This window comes from Aromatoleum toluclasticum ATCC 700605 (genome assembly GCF_000378245.1).
Lineage (GTDB): Bacteria > Pseudomonadota > Gammaproteobacteria > Burkholderiales > Rhodocyclaceae > Aromatoleum > Aromatoleum toluclasticum.
On the sequence record NZ_KB899497.1, the window covers coordinates 152,930 to 175,696 of the forward strand.

Sequence of the window (22,767 nt, forward strand, 5' to 3'; positions counted from 1 at the left end):
TCCGATGGATACTCGCCTTGCCCTCGATACTCGTGCCGCCGGCTTGATGACCCTGCTGTGCCTGATCTGGGGGATGCAGCAGGTGGTACTGAAGGCGGTCGCCGCCGACATCGCTCCCGTACTGCAGATCGCACTGCGCTCTGGCATCGCCGCGGTGCTGGTCGGAGCGGTCGTGGTGTGGCGGCGTGAGCGGCTCGCATGGGACACGTGGCGGCCGGGCCTGCTGGTCGGCGTTCTGTTTGCCGCCGAATACCTGTTCGTCGGCGAGGCGCTGGGCCTCACCAGCGCCGGCCACACGGTGGTGCTGCTCTATACGGCGCCGATCTTCGCGGCACTGGGCCTGCACTGGAAAGTGCCCGCCGAGCGGCTGTCGCGCTTGCAGTGGCTGGGCATCGCGCTGGCCTTCACGGGCGTGGGCGTGACCTTTCTCGGCAATGACGACTCGGCCGCCGCGGGGTGGTCGGGGTCGCTGTGGGGCGATCTGTTCGCGCTGCTGGGCGGACTCGCCTGGGGCGCGACCACCGTGACGATCCGCATCTCGCGCCTGTCGACGGCATCCCCGGCGCAGACGCTGCTGTACCAGCTGGCCGGCGCCGCCGTGCTGTTACTGGCGGCGGCATGCGCGACCGGCCGCAGCGGGTTCGTCGCGACGCCGCAGGCCGTGGCGAGCCTTGCATTCCAGTCGATCATCGTGTCGTTCGCGAGCTTTCTCGCGTGGTTCTGGCTGCTGCGCACCTATCTCGCGTCGCGGCTGGGGGTGTTCTCCTTCCTGACCCCGGTGTTCGGGGTCGCGCTCGGGGTGGTGCTGCTGGGCGAGACGCCGGAACCGCGGTTCGTGGGCGGAACCGCGCTCGTGCTGCTGGGCATCCTGGTCGTCAGCACGCATGCATGGATCGGCGGCGCGTTTGCGATGATGCGGAGCGCGGCGCGGGGGATGCGTGCGTGAATGCGTGCGGGGTTACGGGGCTGATCGAGGTGTCGGAGCCGGACAGGAAGGGCGCGCGCTCGTCGGAATGAGTTGAGCGGAGTCGAATTTCCCGCGCATCGCGGCACTCGCGGGGCATCGCCGCGGTCAGAGTTTGCGGAGGCCGTGCTGCGGCCGTTTTGTGGAGGGAGGGGCATGTCCAGCCCGTCGTCACGGATGATTGCCGGCCGCGGAATGACGCGAGCGGAATTTCTGCGCCTCGCGGCGGGTGCTGCTGCGGGGCTTCTCGTCGGAGGCGGGGCAAAGGCGCAGATGCCCGGCGAGCCTTCCGGTGCTGCGATGCCGACGCGCCCGATTCCTTCGACCCAGGAGCCGCTGCCCGTGATCGGCCTGGGTACCTACGTGGGTTTCGATGTGCAGCGCGAGTCGGCGGAGTATCGCCGGTTGCCCGAGGTGCTGCGGACCTTGTTCGAGGCCCGCGGGTCGGTGATCGACACGTCGCCGATGTACGGGCGGGCGGAAGCGGTGACGGGGGAACTGCTCGCTGCGGGCGGGCTGCGCAGCCGCGCCTTCGTCGCGACCAAGGTGTGGACGCGCGGGCGGGCCGAGGGCATCCGGCAGATGCAGGAGTCGATGCGGCTGCTGCAGGTCGAGCGCCTGGACCTGATGCAGGTGCATAACCTCATCGATTGGCGCGTGCATCTGTCCACCCTGCGTGACTGGCAGGCCGCGGGGCGCGTGCGTTACGTCGGCATCACGCATTACACGAGCGGCGCCTACGGCGAGCTCGAGGCGGTGATGCGCGAGGCGCAGGTCGACTTCCTGCAGATCAATTATTCGGTCGACGAGCGGGAGGCGGAGCGGCGCATCCTGCCGCTGGCGGCCGAGCGCGGCATGGCGGTGCTGATCAACCGGCCTTTCGGCGGCGGCGGGGTGTTGCGCCGGCTGCGTGACAGGCCGCTGCCGCCGTGGGCGGCGGAGATCGGGGCGACGAGCTGGGCGCAGGTGCTGCTGAAGTTCGTGTTGAGCCATTCCGCCGTGACGTGCGCGATTCCGGGCACCGGGCGGGCGGAGCATGTGGCGGACAACGTGCGTGCGGCCTTCGGTACGCTTCCCGATGCGGCGTTCTGGAAGCGCCATGTCGATTCGATCGACGCCTGAGCCGCGGGGCAGGGCGCTGCGGGCCGCAGGGCCCGCTTTCATGTTGCGGAGGCGAGGATGAGTGCGCGAATCCGGTCCCGTTCCAGGGGCCATGTCCGGCCCGATTTTCCATGTGATCCCGCCTCCGGCTCCCCGCCCGATCGCCGGCGCCGCGCGCTGCTCTTCGCGGCTGCCGCGCTGGCCGTGCTGCCGGGCGTCGCGATCGGCGCGTCGGACGGGTTCCGCATCGGCATCATCGGCACCGGGCGGATCGGCGGCGCGCTGGCGGAACTGTGGGCGAAGGCCGGCCATGAGCTGCTGATCTCCTCGCGCCACCCCGATGACTTGAAGCCGCTCGCGGCGCGGCTGGGTGCCAACGTGCGGGTGGGAACGCCGCGCGAGGCGGCAGCCTTCGGCGATGTCGTGCTGATCGCGGTGCCGTACGGGGCGCTGCCGCAGGTGGGGCGTGACTATGCGGGGCTGATGGCGCGGAAGGTGGTGCTGGAAACCGGCAATCCGCGGCGCGAGCGTGACGGGCCGATGGCGACGCCGGCATTGGAGCGGGGCACCGGGGTGGCGTCGGCCGAGTATCTGCCCGGTGTGCGCCTGGTGCGGGTCTTCACGTCGGTGCCGTATCTGGCGCTGCGCAGCGAGGCGCATCGCAACGGCGAGCGCATCGGCGTGCCGCTGGCGGCAGACGACCAGGACGCGCTGGCGGTGGCCGCGCGCCTGGTCGAGGACGCGGGCTTCGAGCCGGTGCCGGTCGGCGGGCTCGCGCGTGCCAGGGATTTCGACGTCGGTTCGCCGGTGTTCGGCCGGGCGCTGACGGCGCGCGAGCTGCGGCAGGCACTGGGTCTGTTGCGCTGAGGGCGTCGGCGATGCGCTCGCGTGTCGAACGCGCCCCGGGCGCTGCTGCGGACGGGTGAGCGATGTTCGGGTCGCTCCTCCGCCGTGTGGTTCCGGTGCGCGAAGGCGAGACGCAGCCCTTGCTGCTGGCGACGGCTTACGGCTTCGCGATCCTGTATTCCTATTACCTGCTGCGCCCGGTGCGCGACGAGATCGGCGCGGCGGATCGCGGCAACCTGCAGATCCTGTGGACGGCCGTGTTCGTCGTGATGCTGTTGGCGGTGCCGTTGTATTCGGCCGCCGTGTCGCGCTGGCCGCGGGCGGTGTTCGTGCCGCTGGCGAACCGTTTCTTCGCGGCGAACCTGCTCGCCTTCTATGCCGCACTGTATCTGCTGCCGGAGTCCGCGAGGGAGTGGATAGACCGCGTGTTCTACGTGTGGGTGAGCGTGTTCGCGCTGTTCGTCGTGACGGTGTTCTGGGGCTTCGTCGCGGATCTCTTCCGCCATGAACAGGGCAAGCGCCTGTTCGGCTTCATCGCGGTCGGCTCCTCGCTCGGCGGCATCGCGGGGTCGGCGACGGCGGCGGCGCTGGCGCAGCAGGTGCCGGTGTTCCTGTTCCTGTTGATCGCGGTGCTGCCGCTGGAAGCGGCGTCGTGGTGCGCGCGGGCGCTCGACCGCCATGCGCAGCGCCAGCCCGCCACGCTCGCGCGCGAACCGGAGGCGCGCATCGGCGGCAGCGCATGGAGCGGGGGCCGCCTCGTGTTCCGGTCGCCGGCCTTGTTGCGCATCGCGCTGTGGTTGCTGCTGATGACCTTCGCGTCGACGATCCTGTACTTCGTGCAGGCGCACCTGCTGGGTGAGGCCTACACGGACCGCGCGCTGCGGCGCGTCTTCCTCGCCCGCGTGGATCTCGCCGTGAATGTGGTGACGATCGCGACGCAGATCTTCCTGACCGCCCACATCCTTCGCCGCCTCGGCGTGGGGCTGACGCTGGCCCTGCTGCCGGCGGTCGCGCTCGTCGGTTTCATCACGCTCGGCATGGTGCCGGCGCTGGCCGCGCTGGTGGTCGTGCGCGTGCTTTACGACAGCAGCCGCCATGCGCTCGCCAAGCCGGCGCGCGAGGTGTTGTTCACGCTGGTCGGCCGCGAGGAGCGCTACAAGGCCAAGGCGTTCATCGATGCGGTGGTGTATCGCGGCGGGGATCTCGCGAGCGGCTGGATCTATGCCGGGCTGGCGGCGCTGGGCCTGTCGGTCGGGGCGATCGCGCTGGCCGCGGTGCCGGTCGCGGCCGGCTGGATTCTGGTTGCGCGCCAGTTGGGACACTGGGAGGAGCAGGATCCCGCGTGAGGCCCGACGTCTGGCGTTGATCATTTCCGGAGGTGTTTGCTATAAAATGTTACAGTAAACTTTACATGGCAAGGGCGGGCGTGCGGCGGCCCGGTTTTCCGCACGCGTGCCGCCCCTGCGTCCCGGCGCAGGACAGTCTCCGACAACTCCGGACAGACAACGTCATTGACAGATGATCGAATGAAGCTGCCCAACTTCAGGTGGCGGACGCTCAATACGCGCGTCACCTTTGTCACGCTATGCATCTTCCTGGCCAGCATCTGGTTGCTGGCCTGGTACGCTAGCCATGTTCTGCGCGGGGACATGCAGCGCCTGCTGGGCGAGCAGCAGTTCTCCACAGCCACCATCATGGCCGCGGGCGTCAACGATGATCTCGCGGAGCGGTTGCACGCGCTGGAGGTCGTCGCCGGGACATTTGTCGAGGCGGCCGCGCGGGATCCGTCCGAGCTGCAGATGCGCCTGGAACGGTATCCGGTCCTCGTGGACCTGTTCAACGGCGGTGTGATGGTCCTGGATGTCCATGGCACCGCGATCGCCGACATGCCGCGCTCGGTCGGGCGGATTGGCCTGAACTACATGGAACGGGATCACGTTGCCGCTGCGCTCGGGGAGGGCCGGGCGATGGTCGGCCGGCCGGTCATCGGCAAGAAGCTGTCGGCGCCCGTGTTGGGCATGTCGGTGCCGATTCGCGACGCACAGGGGAGGGTGCTTGGCGCGGTATTCGGAGTCACCGACCTGTCGAAGGCGAATTTCATCGACAAGATCGCCCGCAACGTCTACGGCCGCACCGGCGGTTATGTTCTTGTTGCGCCGCAATATCGCGTCGTGCTCGCAGCGTCCGACAAGCGCCGCATCATGGAGGTGTTGCCCGCGCGTGGCGTCATCCCGGCAATCGACCGCTTCCTCGACGGCTATGAAGGGTCTGCCGTCTTCCGCAACGTCGCTGGCGTGGAGATCCTGGGTTCGGCGAAAGGCGTTCCGCTGCCGGGCTGGTACGTGGCCGTTGTGCTGCCGATCGAAGAGGCTTTCGCGCCCATTCGCGAAGTGCAGCGGCGCGTGCTGGCCGCCGCGTTCCTGCTCAGTCTGCTGGTTGCGGGGCTCACCTGGGTGCTCCTGAAGCGCCAGCTCGCGCCGATACTCAATACCGTCAAGACCCTGGCCGCGTTTTCGGATTCGGAGCAGTTCCCGCACCCCCTGCCCATCGTTCGAGCGGATGAGGTTGGGGAGTTGATCGGCGGGTTCAACCGCCTTCTGGATGCGCTGTCGCAGCGCAAGCGCGCGTTGAAGGAGAACGAACAGAAACTCGCCACCATCCTCCAGAGCGTCGATGCCCACATCTACATGAAGGACAGGAACGGGCGGTACCTGTTTGCCAATCGCAAGGCGTGCGAACCGTTCGGCCTGGCCGAATCGGAAATCGTCGGTTATGGCGACGAAAAGCTCTTCGACGCAGAGACCGTGGCGCGGATTCGCATCGACGACGCACAGGTTCTGGAGAACGGGGACTCGGTCAGGACGGAACAAACCGTCCAAATCAGCAAGGATGGCAGCACATCGACCTACCTGACCTTCAAGCTTCCCCTGCGCGATGAACGTGGCGAGATCTACGCACTGTGCGGTATCTCGACGGACATTACGGAGCACAAGCAGGTCGAGGAAACCTTGCGCGAGAGCCGCGTATTCGTGCAGGGCGTACTCGATTCCGTCCCCAACCAGATCGCCGTTCTCGACAGTGACGGAATGATCGTCGCCGTGAATGAACCGTGGCGGCGATTTGCCATCGAGAACGGTGTCGAGCCCGGAAAACCCGCGCCCAACACCGATGTGGGAACCTCTTACCTGGCGATCTGCGGCGCAAGTGACAACGGCGCCAGCGGCGGGGCCAGCGACGGCATCCGGGCAGTGCTCGACGGCCGCTTGCCGAGTTTCAGCCTCGAATATCCCTGCCATTCCCCCCATGCCCAGCGCTGGTTCACGATGACCGTCAATCCCCTGGGGGCCAGCCGCAAGGGCGTGGTGGTCATGCACAGCGACATCACGTCGCGCAAGCTCGCGGAGGACGGCTTGCGCCTTGCCGCCAGCGTTTTCACCCATGCCTATGAAGGGATCGCGCTCACCACGGTGACGGGCGAGATCATCGATGTGAACGACGCCTTCTGCCGCATCACCGGCTACAGCCGGGAGGAAGTGCTGGGCGGCAACCCGCGGATCCTGAAATCGGGGCGGCATGACGAGGCGTTCTACGCCTCACTGTGGCAGCGTCTTGCCGAGGAGGGCAGCTGGCAGGGGGAGATGTGGAACCGTCGCAAGAGCGGGGAAATCTATCCCGAACAAAAGACCATCACTGCCGTTCGCGACGAGCATGGCCAGGTTCGGCATTACGTTGCGCTTGGTTCCGACATCACCGAGCGCAAGAACATGGAAGAACAGATCCGGCAGCTTGCCTTCTATGATCCGCTGACCAACCTGCCGAATCGCCGCCTGTTCCACGATCGCTTGCGTCAGGCATTGGCGGCGAGAAAGCGCACGGGCTGCCAGAGCGCCCTGCTGTTCCTCGATCTGGACAATTTCAAGCCGCTGAACGATACCCACGGCCATGACGTCGGCGATCTGCTGCTGGTGGAAGTGGCACGGCGGCTGCAGAGCTGCGTGCGCGAGATCGACACCGTGGCGCGCTTTGGCGGCGACGAATTCGTGGTGATGCTCGGCGACTTGCAGCCCGATCGCGTGGAGTCGCGCCGCCACGCCGAGTTCGTTGCGCAGAAGGTCCTGGAGCGCCTGTCCGACCCTTACGAGCTGACGGCCGAGCACGCCGGCGAGCGCGCCCGCACGGTCAGGCACCGTTGTTCGGCAAGCATCGGCGTGGCGATGTTCCTGGACACCGACGCGAGCGAAGACCTCATCCTCAAGCGTGCGGATGCCGCGATGTATCAGGCCAAGGAGGCCGGCCGCGGGGCGATCCGCTTCATCGATCCGGAGGAAGGATCCATGCTTGCGGAACCGGAGGCGCTCGGCTGACCGTCGGCCGGCGCGGGGGGGCAGGGGCGGGTCATTTCCCCTTCGATAGCCTCGCCTTCAGATCGGCAAACGGGTTGTGCGTCGCCACTGCGCCGATTTCCGTCTGGATCGAGCTGCCCGCCTGCGCTTCGAGCTGGCGCTGGTGCTCGTTGTCGTGGCAGTAGATGCACAACAGTTCCCAGTTGCTGCCGTCGGGCGGGTTGTTGTCATGATTGTGGTCGCGGTGATGCACCGTCAGTTCGCGCAGGTTGGTGACGGTGAATTCGCGCGCGCAGCGGCCGCAGATCCACGGGTAGATCTTCAGCGCGCGTTCGCGATAGCCGTCGCTGCGCGTGTCGGCAGTACGCCGGGCGTCGGCGACGATACGGTCGAGTTTGCCGTGGTCGAAGGTCTTCATGGCTGGACGATTCGCATGTGTTGGTAGAGGTTTCGATTCAGCGGGGAGCCTGCCGGTTCATCGGGCGGAAAGGCGTCGGTCCGGGCGCGCTCAGAGCAGCGCTTCGATGTCGTCGGCGATGGCTTCCGGCGGAGTCATCGATGCGTAGCGCTCGACCTGCGTGCCATTGCGATCGACGAGGAATTTCGTGAAGTTCCACTTGATCGCTTCGGTGCCGAGCACGCCTTTCGCGTGGGCCTTGAGCCATGCGAAGAGCGGGTGGGTGTTGTCGCCATTGACCTCGATCTTGGCGAACATCGGGAAGCTGACGCCGTAATTCGTCTCGCAGAACGCGGTAATCTCCGCGGCGTCGCCCGGTTCCTGCGCACCGAACTGGTTGCACGGGAAACCCAGCACCACCAGCCCGCGGTCGCGGTACTTCTCGTAGAGCTGTTCGAGCCCGGCATAGTGCGGGGTGAAGCCGCACTGGCTGGCGGTGTTCACGATCAGCAGCACCTTGCCTGCGAATTCGCCCATCGTGGTGCTACCGCCGGCGAGGCGTTCGACGGCGATGTCCTTGAGATGCGTATCCATGGCCTGTTCCTCCTTGTTGACCGGGTTACCAGGTACAACATATCAGCTTGGGGTCAGCGCAGAGACTCCCTCCCCCAAGGCAATCGCGCGGACCTTCGTAGGGCGGGAGGGGCACAGCGCATCCCGCCAATCCGCCGGACGAAGGTATTCCAACGCCGCATGGCGGGATCCGCCTTCGGGTCCTCCCGCCCTACGAGTCCGTGCCCGACGGATGATTCCGGGCGGAATCCTACGACACCGCCTTGATTGCCGTCACAGCAAGCCTTCGGCCTTCATCGCCGCGACGACTGCCGGGCGGGCGGCGACGCGGGCCTGGTAGGCGGCGAGCGCAGGCCATTGTGACAGGTCGAGTTCGATGTACTTCGCCCAGCCAGCCACCGTGAACAGGTAGGCGTCGGCGACGCTGAAATCCGAGCCCATCAGGTAGTCCTTGCCCGCGAGCTGTTCGGCCACGTAGCCGAAGCGGCGTTCGAGGTTCGCGCGGCAGGTCGCCTTCCACTCGGCGGGTGTTGCCGGATTGAAGAAGGGGCTGAAGGTCTTGTGGATTTCGGTGCCGATGAAGGTGAGCCAGCCTTGCAGCTTGTAGCGCTCGATGGTGCCGTTGGCGGGCGCCAGCTTCTTGCCCGGCGCCTGGTCGGCGAGGTACTGGACGATTGCGGGGCCTTCGGTGATCACTTCGCCGTTGTCGAGCTGGAGCGCGGGAACGTAGCCCTTGGGGTTGATCTTCAGGTAGTCCGCGCCCGATGCGGTGACCTTCGTCTGCAGGTCGACGACTTCCGTTTCGTACTTCAGGCCCGCTTCCTCGAGGACGATGTGGGGCGAGAGCGAGCATGCGCCGGGTTTCAAAAACAGCTTCATTGATGGGCTCCTTGACCGGGTAAGAGGTTGATGCAGGGGAGGTCGCGCCCGGCGCATGCGTGCGCGGCGGTGCGACTTCCGGTGACTCGGGTGTCCGTGAACGCCCGCCGGCGGCGGTGTCCGGACATGGGGCAATGACTCCCGGATCGCGTCCGGGGTTCCGCAGAGCCTACGCGCCAGCCGTGTCCGTGGCAATCGGAAGGGGCGGGAAGGGGCAGGAAGGGGCGGGAGCCGTGCAGAGCTGCCCGCGAAGGGCGGGAGTTTGCGATACTCGCGCCTCCATGATCACGTCCCGCCGTAGCGCATGAATCACCGCGAGCGCCTTCTCGAACTGCAATCCGGACTGCACGCGCACGAGGCGTTCTGGCGGCCGTCGCCTTTCCAGGTGCGCAGGCCCGCCTGGTGCGAGGAGCTGCCGGCCCTCGCCGACGCGGTGCTCGGTCTCGACGAGGCGACGCTCGACCGCTTCATTGTCGATCCCGACGCCTGCCGCGCGTGGCTCGCGCCGCGCCTGCCCGTCGTCGAAACGCTGGAAGCCCTGTGCACGCTGCGGCAGCTCGCTCCGCGCGACCTGCCGCAGCGCGATCCGCGTGCCGACCTGTTCATCCCGGGGCGCAAGCTCGCGCAGATCGACGCCTTCGCCGCACACGGGCCGGCCGCCGCGGCGCCGGTGCTGGAGTGGTGTGCGGGCAAGGGGCATCTCGGGCGGCGGCTGGCGCTGCTCGACCGGGTGCCGGTGCGTCTGCTGGAGATCGACCCCGCGCTGTGCCGGGCCGCGGAGCGCCTCGCCGACGGGAGCGGGGTGGAGCAGAGCGTGACATGCGGCGATGCGCTGGACGAGGCCGCCCGCCGCCATGTGCGCGGCCACGCGGTCGTCGCGCTGCATGCCTGCGGCGAGCTGCATCGCACGCTGGTCCGCCACGCGGCGCACGATCACGCGCACAGCTACCGTATCGCGCCATGCTGCTATCACCTCGGCGCCGGTGAGGGCTACCGGCCCCTGAGTCGCGAGGCCACGCTGGCGCTCGACGAGCGGGCGCTGCGCCTGGCGGTCACCGAGACCGTCACCGCGCCGCGCAACGTGCGCACGCGCCTGGCGCGCGACCAGGCGTGGAAGCTGGGCTTCGTCGCGTTGCGCAACGAGATCGAAGGCGAAGCCCCGCGCAGTTTCAAGCCGGTGCCGGCGTCATGGCTGTCGCGCGATTTCGCGGATTATTGCCGGGCGCTGGCGGAGCGCGAAGGGGTGCGCCTGCCGGCGGCGGTGGATTGGGGTCACTGGCTTGCCGCCGGCGAGCGCCGCCGCGCCGAGGTCCGCCGCCTCGAGGTGGTCCGCCACGCGTTCCGCCGCGCGCTGGAAGTGTGGCTCGTGATGGACCTCGCGCTGGGGCTGGAGGATGCGGGCTTCGAGGTGCAGGCCGGCACCTTCTGCGCACGCGCGCTCACGCCGCGCAACCTGCTGCTGCTCGCGCGGCGGCGTGCGTGACGTTTGGAAACGTGTGATCGTCCCGGGCAGGAGGATAATATTCGGCCGGAATGTTCCGGCTTGCCGGTCTGCCAAGCCGGTGGGATCCGGTGAGCCATCCGTTCGGGAGAATAAAAATGTACAAGAAGCTCGCAATTGCGTCGCTCGCGGCCCTCGTGCTCAGTGCGTGTGTCGTGACGCCCCCGCGTGGCGCTGCGGTGGTCGTCGCGCCGGCACTGCCGGCCATTGTCGAATTCGACGTGGAGCCGTATTACTTCTATCGCGGCTATTACTACTATTACGAGAACGCCCGCTGGCGCTATTCGAGCTCCCGGTCGGGACCGTGGGTGGAGTTGCCCCGCAGTCATTACCCGCGGGAAATCCGCTTCAAGGGCCGCAGGGAAGATTGGCGTGGCGACAACCGCGATCGTGACGATCGACGCTGGGATCGTGACGACCAGCGTCGCTGGGAACGCGATAAGGAGCGCCGCCGCGATCGTGATGACGACCGCCGGGGCGACGACGACGATCGCAGGCGCGACCGCCGCGGTGATGACGGTGGCGACCGCCCCTGGTGGGATCGTAACGACGAGCGTCACTGAGCGTCGCGGCCGCGCCCGATCCGACCCTCATCGTTGTGGTCCGGACTTGGTCGGCCTGTGCAGGCCGGAAGTCCGGACTCCCCGCTTAGCTGGCGTCGCGCGGGCCGTAGTAGCGGGGCCGGCGGGGGGCGTCGTTGGCGGGCGTGTCCGCGCCGCGCAGGCGCCGGAACAGTTCCGTCGTGATCTGTTCGACCTGCGTGGCCGACAGGATGTCGGTGTCGAAGAGGATTGCGCCCAGCAGACGGTGGCCCTGGCCGCTCAGTTCTTCGCGGACCTGGCGCGCCAGCGCGTCGGTGAGTTGCGATTCGGTGAGGAATCCGAGCTCGATGGCGATCTGGCCGAATCGGGGGCAGTACTTCCTGGATAAATCCTTGCGCAGTGAGCTGAACATGGTCCTGGGCTGGCGGCAAAGTTCCGGATGCGATCCGTCGTGCCGGGGGCCGGTACGACGGAAAGGTGCCAGCATACTACAACGACGGCATTGCGATCGCATGACGGGGCGCTAAGGCCGCGCGCCTTCATGAACGATTCCGCGAGCACTCCGGCGTGCCGGCGGCCGGATGTGCCGCCGCGCGATTCGCCGCTCAGGGTTCGATCAGCCCGGAACGCACGGCGATCAGCGCCAGCTCGGCGGCATTCGCGGCGTTGAGTTTCTGCTTGATGTGGTAGAGATGGGTGCCGACGGTGCTGGGGCTGAGCTTGTGGGTGTCCGCGACCTGGGTCACGGAATTGCCTTTCGCGAGTTCGAGGAAGACGGCGAATTCCTTGTCGGTGAGCGCGTCGGCGGGGTCGTTGCTGCCGCCGAACTGTGCGAGCGCGAGTTGCGGTGCGAGTTCGGGGTCGACGTAGCGCTGGCCGCGTGCGACCTGGGCGACGGCGCGCACCAGTTCCTGCGGCTGGGCGCGCTTCGAGAGGTAGCCGGTGGCCCCGGAGCGCAATGCGCGCATCGGGATCTGCGAGTCTTCGTGCGCCGAGAGCATCAGCACGCGCGCGCCGGGGTGGTGCGCGCGCAGGCGGTCCAGCGCGCACAGGCCGCCCAGCCCGGGCATGGTCACGTCCATGACGAGGGCGTCGGGCTGGTGCTCGCCGAACGCGGCGATCGCTGCCTCGCCGCTGTCGGCCTCGGCGACGACGGTGGCGCCGGCGCCTTCGAGCAGCATGCGGAAGCCCATGCGGACGATGGCGTGGTCGTCGGCGAGCACGAGGCGGAGGTTTTCAAGACTGCAGGCCATGGAGGCTTTCCTCGCTGGAGATCGGGTGGGGCAGGCGGGCGCTGACGCGCAGGCCGCCGCCGGGGGAGGTGTGGAATTCGAGTTCGCCGTGCAGATCGGCGACGCGCTCGCGCATGCCGGTGATGCCGTAGCGGCCCGGACGCGGGTCGGGCGGCAGGCCGCGGCCGTTGTCACGGACTTCGAGCGCGATCGTGCCGGGCTGGAATTCGAGGCGCACTTCGACCTGCGTGGCGCCGGAATGGCGCGCGACGTTGGTGAGGCTTTCCTGCAGCAGGCGCAGCACCGTGAGGCCCAGCGCCTCGCCGGTGGGCGCGTTCGCGGGTGCGGTGCGGCATTCGATGCGGATGTCGGGATGGTGGCCGGACCACAGGCGGCAGTAGTCGGCCACGGCGCGGTCGAGCTGCCCGGCGTCGGCGCTGGCGGGGCGCAGGCGCTGCAGGATCGCGCGCACGCCGTCCTGCATCTGGCCGGTCATCGCGAGGATGGCCTGGGCGCTGCCGTGGAGTTGCGGCTGGTTGTCGCTGCGCTGCAGGATCGCGCCCGAGATCGCGCGCACCGCGGTGATGGCCTGGCCGAGTTCGTCGTGCAGTTCGCGTGCGATCACGCGGCGCTCCTCTTCGAGACGGGCCTGCACGGCGCGGGCAAAGGCCTGGTCCTCTTCGAGGCGCAGGTTCTGGGCGCGCGTGTCGTCCAGCGTGTCGGCGAGGCGGTTGTAGCTCGCGGCGACGCGGTCGAGTTCGGCGACGCGGTAGCCGGGCAGGCGCAGGTCGAAGCGGCCGTCGGCGCCGCGGGTGAGGGCCGCGTCGATCTGTGCGAGCGGGGCGAGCGCGCGGTGCAGCGCGAAGCGGGCGGCGAGCGCGACGATCAGCAGCAGCGCGAGGGCGGTGCCGAGGCCGGCGGCGAGGTCGTCCCAGGCGTCGAGCACGGCACGCGAGGCATCGGGACGCAGCACGATCTGGCGGTCGCCGGCGTCGAAGTGGCGCACCGGCAGCGTGGGCGTCATGCGCTCGGCGAACCACTCCGGGGCGAAACGGCCGGGCTTGTAGGTCGATTCGGGCGACACGTAGAGGCGCGTGCCGTCGGGGGCATGCACTTCCAGCTGGTTCGCGCGCAGCCGCCCGACCGCGCGCAGGTGCGCCATCAAGCGTTCCGGGCCGTCGGCGCGGTCGCGCAGGGTTTCGGAAACGAGCACGGTGGTCCATTGCTGCGCGACGTGGCTCGCGGCGAGCACTTCCTCGTGGATCGATTTGCGCGTCTCGCGCACCCACCAGCCGGTACCGGCGAGCAGCACGAGCGCGAGGACCGCGACCAGCACGAGGCCGACGCGCGTGCCGAGGGTGGTCGATCTAGTGTGCATGGGCTTTCTCCAGTACCGCCTGTTCCGCGGTCGGGTAGAGATGGACGACCGAACGGCGATACTCGCGCTCGACTTCGGCGAGGCCGCGGAACCGGGCGGGAATCGGGCGGGCGAGCATCTCGGTCATGTCCAGGCCGGACTCGGCGCCGTCGCGCATCGTGGCGGCGAGCCATTCGAGGTAGCTGCGCGTCTGGCGGATCGGCGCATCGCCGGCCGCGGGCTCGCCGTGGCCGGGCACCCATCGTTTCGCAGGGATCGCCTCGAGACGATCGAGCGCGGCGAGCCAGTGCGCGAGGTTGGCGTGCGGGGTCGTCGCGGCGCGGTCGTGGAAGAGCAGATCGCCGGCGAAGACGGTGCCGGTCGCATGGTCGATCACGACCAGATCGGCGGGGGTGTGGCCGTCAAGGGCGACGATCTCGATGTCGCGGCCGCCGACGCTGCGCCGCCCCGGTGCGAGTGCCTGGGCGGGCGTGACGCGCTCGGTGCCCTTCATCCAGTCGCCGGACATGCGGTAGAGGTTTTCGTTGAAGGCCTCGCCGTCCTTGCGTATGCCGTGCAGGGTCTCGGGCAGCGCCGCGAGCGTGGCGGCGGGGAAGGCCTGGTTGCCGAGGAAGTGGTCCGGATGGTGATGGGTGTTGATCGCCAGCACCACCGGCAGCGGGGTCACGCGCCGGATCGCGGCGAGCATCTGTTCGCCGTAGCGGCGCGAGGGTCCGGTGTCGATGACGACGACCCCTTCCGTGCCGACGAGGAAGCCGGTGTTGACGATGTTGCCGCCGTTGGCGAGGGTGAAGTCCTCGCGCAAGCCGACGAAGACGTACGCGCCGGGCGCGAGTTCGCGCGGTTCGAGGTGGTAGTCGAAGCGGGCCGGGTCGGGGAGCTTCGCCTCCGTGGGGGCGGCGGACGAGTTCAGCGTCGGTGCGAGCGCGAGCGCGAGGAGGAGCAGCGTGCGCAGCAGGGCGGACGTTTTCATTGCGCCACCCATGCGTCGATGCGGTTGCCATTGTTGTCGCGGCCGAGCGCATGAATGCGCGCTCCGGGCGAGGCGCCGGCAGGCATGTCGATCGTGAACAGCGGGTTTTCGGACACCGGTTCGTAGGCGCGGATGCGCATCAGCTCGGCGCCGGATTCGTCTGCGAGCGTCAGGTTCTCGATGTGGAATACCGGGATGCCGGGAGCGAGGCCGGTGTCCATCGGATGAATCACCCGCATGCGCAGGCGCTCGCCACCGTCGGCGCGCGGGAAGATCCGGCCGCTGACTTCGTTCAGGCGCTCCTGCCACTCGGGGGAGCCCGAACCCGTCGACGGCGCCGTGCAGCCGCCGCCGGTCGCCGTGATCCACACACCGCCCACGTGCCACACGCCGTCCGCGGTGCGGGCGGCCGCGCGCACCGGCGAGGACTGCTGCAGCTTGAGGCGGAAGCCGAGGGCGGGGCGTGCCTTCTTCGGCTGGAAGCGCAGCACCGCGAGGATGGGATTGAAGTCGGCGAAGACCAGCACTTCCTCGACGCCGGCGAGCTCGCCCGCATCCACGGAAACCGGGACGTTGAGCGAATCCTCGGCGATCGCGGGCGCAAGGACTTTCACGCGTGCATCGAACACGACGCTGGCGCCGGGGAAGAAGGTCTTCACCATGTCGCCCCAGCGCGCCGAGTCGAGCGGATCCGCGGCTGCGGCCACGGCAGCCGGGGGCGCGGCCGGCGCCTCCGTGACGGGGCACAGCCATATCGTCGCCAGCACGAGCAGGGTTGAACTGCGCATCGGGTCTCCTCCGCGGGGCGGTCGGTGCCGCCCTCCTTGTTTATGCGCCAAGTTTATGCGTCTGATCGAGCAAGGGGTGTGCCACGCGGCGGAGCAGGGCATCTGCTCAGGCGGCGGGGTCGAGTTGCTCCAAAACGGAACAGGTGCTGTCAATCAGAGCAATGAAAATCGCTAGATGTAACGATATCGCCTTGAAAAACTGCTTCCTTGGGCCATGTTTCAGGAACCGGAGAGGGTTTTCGGGGGCTGTGGCCCGATGGCACGCCCTTTGCGAATCCTGTTACCGAATCCGGTCGCCCGGTCAGGGAGGCGGTTTCCAACAATACGACGAGATTCGAAAAGGAGGATTCAAATGGAGCAGATCCGGAAACGCGCAGGCTGGTCCGTCGCGGTGTCCGCCCTCGCGCTGTCCCTGGCAGCCATGGGGAGCGTGCAGGCCAAGGAAGTGACCGACGCGGACATCCTCGCGGACGGTACCGGCAACAGTTCGCAGGTCGTCACCCACGGTCTCGGCACCAAGGGGCAGCGTTTCAGCCCGCTGGCGAAGGTGAACCCCCAGACGGTGAAGAACCTCGTGCCGGTGTGGTCCTTCTCGTTCGGTGGCGAGAAGCAGCGCGGGCAGCAGTCGCAGCCGATCGTGTTCGACGGCAAGATGTATGTGACCGCCTCCTACAGCCGCATCTTCGCGCTCGACATGAAGACCGGCGAGAAGCTGTGGAAGTACGAACACCGCCTGCCCGACGGCATCATGCCGTGCTGTGACGTGATCAACCGCGGCGCCGCCATCTACGGCAACCTCGTGATCTTCGGCACGCTCGACGCGCAGCTCGTCGCGCTCGACAAGGACACCGGCAAGGTCGTGTGGAAGGAGAAGATCGAGGACTACAAGGCCGGCTACTCCTTCACCGCCGCGCCGCAGATCGTCAAGGGCATGGTCATCACCGGCAACTCCGGCGGCGAGTTCGGCATCGTCGGTCGCGTGGATGCGCGCGACGCCAAGACCGGCAAGCTGATCTGGACCCGACCGACGGTCGAAGGCCACATGGGCTTCAAGTACGACAAGGAGGGCAAACAGGTCGAGAACGGTATCTCGGGCACGACCAATGCCACCTGGCCCGGCGACCTGTGGAAGACCGGCGGCGCGGCGCCGTGGCTCTCCGCCTACTACGATCCCGACGTCAACCTGATCTTCATCGGCACCGGCAACCCCTCGCCGTGGAACAGCTGGTTGCGTCCGGGTGACAACCTGTACTCGTCATCGACGCTGGCGATCGACCCCGACACCGGCAAGATCGTGTGGCACTACCAGACGACGCCGCACGACGGCTGGGACTTCGACGGCGTGAACGAATTCGTGTCCTTCGACTACAAGGATCCGAAGTCCGGCAAGATGGTCAAGGCCGGCGGCAAGGCGGACCGCAACGGCTTCTTCTTCGTGCTCGACCGTACCAATGGCAAACTGAAGAACGCCTTCCCGTTCGTCAATCGACACGACTGGGCCGACCGCATCGACCTCGAAACCGGCCGTCCGGTCTATAACGACGACAAGCGTCCGCCCAACCCGTTCGCCGAAGGTCAGGGCGAAGGCGAGGCCAAGAAGGGCAAGCCGGTTTTCGCCGCGCCTTCCTTCCTCGGTGGCAAGAACCAGATGCCGATGGCATACAGCCCGAAGACCGGCTACTTCTACGTGCCGTCCAACGAATGGGGCATGGACATCTGGAACGAGCCGGTGTCGTACAAGCGCGGCGCGGCCTATCTCGGCGCGGGCTTCACGATCAAGCCGCTCAACGAGGACTACATCGGCTCGCTGCGCGCGGTCGATCCGGTCAGCGGCAAGATCGTGTGGGAGGTGAAGAACAACGCGCCACTGTGGGGCGGGGTGCTCACCACCGGCGGCAACCTGGTGTTCTACGGCACGCCCGAGGGCTTCCTGAAGGCGATCGATGCGACCAACGGCAAGGAACTGTGGAAGTTCCAGACCGGCTCCGGGATCATCGCGCCCCCGATCACCTGGGAAGACAACGGCGAGCAGTACATTGCCGTGGTGTCGGGCTGGGGTGGTGCAGTGCCGCTGTGGGGCGGCGACGTCGCCAAGCGCGTGAACATGCTCGAGCAGGGCGGTTCCGTGTGGGTGTTCAAGCTCCACAAGTCCTGATCGGCTGGCAGGGTCCGGGCGGACGTGTCCGCCCGGCTACCACCCCGGTTCGCCGGGGTGGCCCGCTGAGCCTGCCTGGGTCTGCCTATTGGCGCCCGGGCGGGTTCAGCCGGCCATCCCGCCAAAATCCTTCCAACGCCTCAAGTTCCGATTTTCCGCATCTCGCCTGAGAGGACCCTCACGTGAAACGTCTCCCCCTGAAGTCGCTCGCCGCTGCGACCCTGCTTGCCCTCGCCGCGCAGTCCGCCACAGCGGTTGATCGCAGCACGCCGCGCGAAGCCCGCACGCTGTTCGATCAGGCCGTGAAGTACATGGAAGCGAACGGCCCCGACCGCGCCTTTGCCGCTTTCAATGACCGTAGCGGCCAGTTCGTGCACAAGGACCTGTACGTGTTCGTGATCGACGACAAGGGCGTATATCAGGCGAGCGGCGCCGCACCCGAGGCGCTCGTCGGCCTGACGGTGCTGAACACGACCGACGCGGCCGGCAACCCGCTGTTCCGCGAGATGATCGACAGCACGCGCGTCACGCCCGAGGCGACGGTGCGCTACATGTGGCTCAACCGCGTGACCAACAAGGTCGAGCCCAAGGTCAGCTACGTGCGCAAGATCGGCGGCTACGTGCTGGGCGTCGGCTACTCGGCACCGCGCGCGAGCGCGGACGACGCCCGCGCAATGCTCGAACGCGCCGTCGCGCTTGCGCGCGGCGAAGGCCATGCGAAGGCTGCCGCCGCGTTCAACGACCGCCGCGGCAGTTTCGTGAAGGACGATCTCTACGTGTTCATGGTGAACCTGGACAGCGGCAGGTTCGAGGCGATGGGCATGAATCCCGCCCTGTCGGACACCGATGCGAGCGGTCTCGCGGACGCCGAAGGCCACAAGATCGTCGCCGAGATGATCGAGAAGCTGAAATCGGCCGACGCGGCGACCGTGGATTATGTGTGGCGCAACCCGGTGACCAACCGCGTCGAGAAGAAGCGCTCCTACGTGCGGCGCGAGGGCGCCTCGCTGATTGGCGTCGGTCACTACGTGGAGTAACGTGCGCAAGCACCGGGCGTCGGAAGTGCCGGTGCCGGAGGTGGGCAGGGTGGCAAGGATGAGGCAGGCGTTCCGATGGATGTTGGTGCAGGTGCTGGTCGCCCTGTGGGCGCTGGCGGCCGTGGTACCGCACGTGCGCGCGGCGGACGGGCTTGCGCCCGTTCCGGGGCTGTCGGGCCTCACGATTCGCGTGGAAGGCGAGGGCTGGGGCAGTGCCGCGCGCGACGAGGTCGAAACCCTGCTCAACGCCGTCGCGGATGAACTCACAGGCGGCGCCGCGCACGGACTCGCGGGCCCCATCGTCGTCAGCTACGCGGCGGGCAGTCCGGTGACCCTGTTCGACAAGGGGCACGAGGGCGAATACCGCGTGCACCTGTCCGCACGCAATCGCGGCTGGGCGCAGTACGTCTACCAGTTCGGCCACGAGCTGTGCCACATCCTGTCGAATTACGACCAGCGTGCGCACGACGCGGCGCGGCGCACGACGCAGTGGTTCGAGGAGGCGCTGTGCGAGGCCGCCGGCCTCTTCGTGTTGCGCAGCATGGCGGTGCGCTGGCGTACCGACGCGCCGTATCCGGGGTGGGAGGCGTATGCGCCCAGCCTCGCTTCCTACGCCGAGCGTCTCGTCGCCGAGCCGCACCGGCAGCTGCCGCCGGGCGTGTCTGCGGCATCATGGCTGGAGGGGCGGCTGGCGGGGCTGGCGGCGGACCCGTATCGTCGCGACGACAACGAGGTCGTCGCCAACCTGCTGCTGCCGCACTTCGAGCGCGACGCCGCACGCTGGGTCGTGCTGCGCTACCTCAACCTGGAAGCGGCCGGAACTTCCGACGGATTTGCGGGTTACGTCCGCGAGTGGCGCAAGGAAGTGCCCGACGAGTATCGGTCGTTCATCGACGCCATCGCGAGTACCCTGGGTCTGCGCGAGGGGTAGTCATGACTGACCGGCGACGACGTGCCGGAAATTCCCGACGCCGCCGCGGCCGGTCGAGAGCCTGTGTTGGACGCGATCAGCGGAAGCCGGTCGGATCGCGGTCCATGATCGCATTGCGCAGGCGGATCTCCAGCGCGAGACGCTGCACGTAGCGATCGAGTTCGCGGTCGCCGACCGCGCTTGAGCGCGGACCTTCGTCGCCGCTGAGACCGGGCCGGCCGAACACGCCCGAGTCTTCCTTCAGCTTCATCCCTTCATCGATCGCCCGGGCCTGCCGGTCGAAGGATGTATCGCTGACCGTGTCCGCTGCGACGGCGGACGGGAGAGCCACAATCAGCACTGCGCCGAGCAAGGCCAGTGCGGTGTATTTGTGCGTCATGAGCCTCTCCTCGGTGAGTGACGCCCTGATGATCCCTGTGTTTGCAGGACCGCCGTGTCGAGTATGTCCACTATAGGTGAGGCGATGCCCGATATCTGTACCGGATGAGATGGGTGATATGCCCCATCACCCCGTTCCGGGGGGGAAAATCCCCGCATAACCTACCGTAATACCCGTAGAGGATCAGTGTGAGAATTAAAAAAATATCTATAAAACAACGATATAGAGTGTTGGTACGGTTGATGCTGAGTGGTGCTCGCGCACGGGAGCTATTACACACGCCAGTCCGGTGAGGTCTCCCGAGCATCGACAGGAGAACAAGATGAACAACTTCAAACGCAATGCGATTGCGGCGGGGATCCTGGCCCTTACGCTGGCATCCGGACCGAGTCAGGCCGTTCTCGAACGCGTCGGTCCGCCAGACAATGCGCCCGCGATCGGCGGCTATCCTGCGTGGTACCAGGACACCACGGGCCTCGCGCTCGAATTCTGCAATCCGATGAACCTTGCCGAAGTCGAGGGCGGCTGGTGCCTGCTGCTACCCGGAGACGTGCCCGCGATTCCGGAGGTCTTCCCGACCTCGTATTTCGACGAGCATTTCTGGTTCGCAGCCGATGCGGGCGTGACCCCGGCGAGCGGCGGACGTGCGCTGCTGACCTTGGCCCTGGAGGGCGCATTCGTAGCGGATGTCGTGCCTGGAGGCCAGATCACCTTTGCGCGCGTCCGTCTCGTGCTGAACCCGGTGCCGGTGACAGGCACCTATCGCTTCATTCACCCGTACGGCGAAAAGACGGTCCAGGCACAGGCCGGCGACAAGATCTTCTTCACCGACGACGTCGGCATCAACTGTCCTCCCGGTCAGTACGATTGTGCGATGCAAGGCTCGGTCGGTCCCTTCCTGCTGCCGGCGAACGCGCCCGGCGGCGCGGAACTGCCGCCGGTCGCAGGGCCGGTGCCGGGCAAGCTGTACATTGCCGATCCGGCGCGCGTCGGACCGGTGACCGGCAGCGCCTTGCCGCCCTTCACGGATTCGACCGGGCAGTTGCGCAACCACAACATCTTCCGTATCGAAGGGCCGGCGGGGTCCGGGCTCGGTGTCGATCCGGTGAGTGGTGCGCGCGTCGATTTCCTCCAAACGGCGGACTTCTCGCTGATGGGCCGCGTGTTCACCGGCACGCTGCCGGGCCGTGTCGCGGTCGAGCGGGCGACCTACGAGCGCGATGCCACGGCGATCAAGCTCGACGTGTTCGCCACGGCCAGCGGTACGTCGGCGGGCAGGTTGCCGGCGCAACCGCGGCCGGTGCCCATCGCGCCGCAGTTGTCGTTCTTCGATGCCCCGTGCGCAGGGACGATCGATCCGGTTTCGGGAGCGGTCCTGCCTCCCTATGCGGCCCCGGCTGCCGCAACGGAAACCCAGCTGGTGGCGACCAGCCCCGACATGTACTGGGCCCAGACGGCGCCGACCGCGTTGCCGTCGTCCGTGTGCGTGAAGGACCTCACGGCGCGGGACGTCACGGGCAACGTCGTTCCCGTTTATCATTCCCGGGTCGTGAGCGACCAAGTGAATATCTCGGTTGCGGATTTCGATCGTGCCACCGGCACCCTCTCCGTGAGCGCGGAGTCGAGCGACCGACTCGTTCTTCCGGTCCTGACGCTCGCCTACGGGACAGTCCGCCAGGACCTGATCGCCGGCCAGACCAGCGTTCCCAATCTGTTGGCGCCGCCGTCCGCGGTGCGCGTCCTGTCCAGTGCCTTCGGCGCGGACGATCAGCTGGTCCGCACCGCCTTTGCCTCCGGCGCGCCGGTCGGTGTCCCGGTTGCGGTGAACGACACCTTCTCGCTGAGCGAGGACTCGCCGCTCACGAGCTTCAACGTGCTCGCCAACGATACCGGCGCCACAGGCGGAACGGTCGCGCTAAGCTCCCAACCGCTCTTCGGCACCGCCGCCGTGAACCCCGACGGCACGATCGGCTACACGCCCACCCCGGACGCATTCGGCACCGATCTGGTCACTTACACGGTGACGCTTGCGGGCCAGGTGTCGAACACGGGCACGGCGACGATCACGATCACGCCGGTGAATGATCCGCCGACCGCGGTCAATGATGCGATGGCAGGCGTCGCCAACACGCCGCTCGCGATCGCCGTGACTGCGAACGACACCGACCCGGACGGCGCGGCCGACATCGTCGCGGCGACCAACGTCACCCAGCCGACCGGCGCTACCGTGACGGTGAATGGCGGTGTCGTGACCTTTACGGCCCCCACGGGCGGAACCTACTCCTTCACTTATTACGCGCTCGATGCGGCCGGTGTCACGTCGGCCAATCCGGCAACGGTGACGGTGCAGGTGGCCGCGGCCGAAGCGCTTTCGATCACCCGTTCCGAGTACATCGTCAGCAAGGGACGCATGCGGGCGCAGGGCACGATCAGCCCGGTGGCAGGGCAGACGATCGCCGTCGAGTTCCTCAACGTCAGCGGCGCGGTCATCGGCTTCGTCGGCACCGGCACCACCGATGCCGTCGGCAACTGGTCGATCGACGTTGCAACGCCGCTTCCGGCAAACGCGACGCACATCCGCGCGACCTCGTCGAACGGCACCTCGCGCACGGCGACCATCGCTCGCAAGTAGCGGCAGCAAAGCGCGGCGGGCATCGGCTCGCCGCGCATCCACCCCTGCGTTGCCCGGACCCGGTCAGGGTGACGCCTTCTGTCTGCTGCGGGCGGCACGCCGCGCCTGCCTCCGCC

At 67.7% G+C, this 22,767-nt stretch carries 20 protein-coding genes; 11 read left to right on the forward strand and 9 right to left on the reverse strand.

Going from position 1 to position 22,767, the window contains the following annotated elements; genetic code table 11:
* Positions 1-4: 4 nt before the first annotated feature.
* From F464_RS0113600 to F464_RS29930, 5 genes are all read left to right on the forward strand, one after another.
* Positions 5-946, forward strand: a complete 942-nt coding sequence (locus F464_RS0113600) for a DMT family transporter (protein WP_018990375.1) — start codon at positions 5-7, stop codon at positions 944-946.
* 174 nt (positions 947-1,120) lie between these two features.
* Positions 1,121-2,086: an aldo/keto reductase gene (locus F464_RS0113605; RefSeq protein ID WP_026295988.1), complete on the forward strand. Its 966-nt coding sequence runs from the start codon at positions 1,121-1,123 to the stop codon at positions 2,084-2,086.
* A 57-nt stretch (positions 2,087-2,143) separates the two neighbouring features.
* Entirely contained in the window at positions 2,144-2,932 is a 789-nt protein-coding gene (locus F464_RS0113610; RefSeq protein WP_018990377.1) for an NADPH-dependent F420 reductase, read from the forward strand.
* A 62-nt stretch (positions 2,933-2,994) separates the two neighbouring features.
* A complete protein-coding gene (locus tag F464_RS28500; protein WP_018990378.1) occupies positions 2,995-4,257 on the forward strand; it encodes an NTP/NDP exchange transporter in 1,263 nt (420 codons plus the stop codon).
* A 180-nt stretch (positions 4,258-4,437) separates the two neighbouring features.
* Positions 4,438-7,275 (forward strand): PAS domain S-box protein, encoded by a 2,838-nt coding sequence (locus F464_RS29930; RefSeq protein WP_018990379.1) that lies wholly within the window; start codon positions 4,438-4,440, stop codon positions 7,273-7,275.
* Positions 7,276-7,306: 31 nt separating this feature from the next.
* Here F464_RS29930 and F464_RS0113625 read toward each other — a convergent pair whose 3' ends face one another.
* The 3 genes from F464_RS0113625 to gstA form a co-directional block, all read right to left on the reverse strand.
* A complete protein-coding gene (locus tag F464_RS0113625; protein ID WP_018990380.1) occupies positions 7,307-7,672 on the reverse strand; it encodes a YajD family HNH nuclease in 366 nt (121 codons plus the stop codon).
* A gap of 90 nt (positions 7,673-7,762) precedes the next feature.
* Complete coding sequence (locus F464_RS0113630) at positions 7,763-8,245, reverse strand: glutathione peroxidase (RefSeq protein ID WP_018990381.1); 483 nt, start codon at positions 8,243-8,245, stop codon at positions 7,763-7,765.
* 252 nt (positions 8,246-8,497) lie between these two features.
* A complete protein-coding gene (gstA, locus tag F464_RS0113635; protein WP_018990382.1) occupies positions 8,498-9,103 on the reverse strand; it encodes a glutathione transferase GstA in 606 nt (201 codons plus the stop codon).
* A gap of 304 nt (positions 9,104-9,407) precedes the next feature.
* On the opposite strand from gstA, the gene F464_RS0113640 reads away from it, so the two are divergent.
* Both F464_RS0113640 and F464_RS28510 read left to right on the forward strand, forming a co-directional pair.
* Positions 9,408-10,586 carry a methyltransferase gene (locus tag F464_RS0113640; protein ID WP_018990383.1) on the forward strand — a complete coding sequence of 393 codons (1,179 nt, stop codon included), beginning with the start codon at positions 9,408-9,410 and terminating at the stop codon, positions 10,584-10,586.
* A gap of 116 nt (positions 10,587-10,702) precedes the next feature.
* Complete coding sequence (locus tag F464_RS28510; RefSeq protein ID WP_018990384.1) at positions 10,703-11,167, forward strand: hypothetical protein; 465 nt, start codon at positions 10,703-10,705, stop codon at positions 11,165-11,167.
* Between the two features lie 85 nt (positions 11,168-11,252).
* Here F464_RS28510 and F464_RS0113650 read toward each other — a convergent pair whose 3' ends face one another.
* The 5 genes from F464_RS0113650 to F464_RS0113670 form a co-directional block, all read right to left on the reverse strand.
* Positions 11,253-11,558: a hypothetical protein gene (locus tag F464_RS0113650; RefSeq protein WP_018990385.1), complete on the reverse strand. Its 306-nt coding sequence runs from the start codon at positions 11,556-11,558 to the stop codon at positions 11,253-11,255.
* Between the two features lie 193 nt (positions 11,559-11,751).
* Positions 11,752-12,399 (reverse strand): response regulator, encoded by a 648-nt coding sequence (locus F464_RS0113655; protein WP_018990386.1) that lies wholly within the window; start codon positions 12,397-12,399, stop codon positions 11,752-11,754.
* Entirely contained in the window at positions 12,383-13,756 is a 1,374-nt protein-coding gene (locus F464_RS0113660; protein ID WP_018990387.1) for a sensor histidine kinase, read from the reverse strand. The genes F464_RS0113655 and F464_RS0113660 overlap by 17 nt, the downstream gene beginning before the upstream one ends.
* The gene (locus F464_RS0113665) at positions 13,746-14,729 is read right to left on the reverse strand and encodes a quinoprotein relay system zinc metallohydrolase 1 (RefSeq protein ID WP_018990388.1); all 984 of its coding nucleotides are present in this window, start codon (positions 14,727-14,729) and stop codon (positions 13,746-13,748) included. Before F464_RS0113665 ends, F464_RS0113660 begins: the two co-directional genes overlap by 11 nt.
* The gene (locus F464_RS0113670; RefSeq protein WP_018990389.1) at positions 14,726-15,517 is read right to left on the reverse strand and encodes a quinoprotein dehydrogenase-associated SoxYZ-like carrier; all 792 of its coding nucleotides are present in this window, start codon (positions 15,515-15,517) and stop codon (positions 14,726-14,728) included. The genes F464_RS0113665 and F464_RS0113670 overlap by 4 nt, the downstream gene beginning before the upstream one ends.
* Before the next feature lie 352 nt (positions 15,518-15,869).
* On the opposite strand from F464_RS0113670, the gene F464_RS0113675 reads away from it, so the two are divergent.
* The 3 genes from F464_RS0113675 (at position 15,870) to F464_RS0113685 (ending at position 19,640) form a co-directional block, all read left to right on the forward strand.
* Entirely contained in the window at positions 15,870-17,672 is a 1,803-nt protein-coding gene (locus F464_RS0113675) for a methanol/ethanol family PQQ-dependent dehydrogenase (RefSeq protein ID WP_018990390.1), read from the forward strand.
* Positions 17,673-17,854: 182 nt separating this feature from the next.
* Positions 17,855-18,709 (forward strand): cache domain-containing protein, encoded by an 855-nt coding sequence (locus F464_RS0113680; protein WP_018990391.1) that lies wholly within the window; start codon positions 17,855-17,857, stop codon positions 18,707-18,709.
* A 79-nt stretch (positions 18,710-18,788) separates the two neighbouring features.
* Positions 18,789-19,640 (forward strand): hypothetical protein, encoded by an 852-nt coding sequence (locus tag F464_RS0113685; protein WP_018990392.1) that lies wholly within the window; start codon positions 18,789-18,791, stop codon positions 19,638-19,640.
* Positions 19,641-19,716: 76 nt separating this feature from the next.
* Here F464_RS0113685 and F464_RS0113690 read toward each other — a convergent pair whose 3' ends face one another.
* Positions 19,717-20,019, reverse strand: coding sequence for a hypothetical protein (locus F464_RS0113690; RefSeq protein ID WP_018990393.1), 303 nt, complete (start codon positions 20,017-20,019; stop codon positions 19,717-19,719).
* Positions 20,020-20,341: 322 nt separating this feature from the next.
* On the opposite strand from F464_RS0113690, the gene F464_RS0113695 reads away from it, so the two are divergent.
* Entirely contained in the window at positions 20,342-22,651 is a 2,310-nt protein-coding gene (locus F464_RS0113695) for a cadherin-like domain-containing protein (protein WP_018990394.1), read from the forward strand.
* Positions 22,652-22,767: the final 116 nt, after the last annotated feature.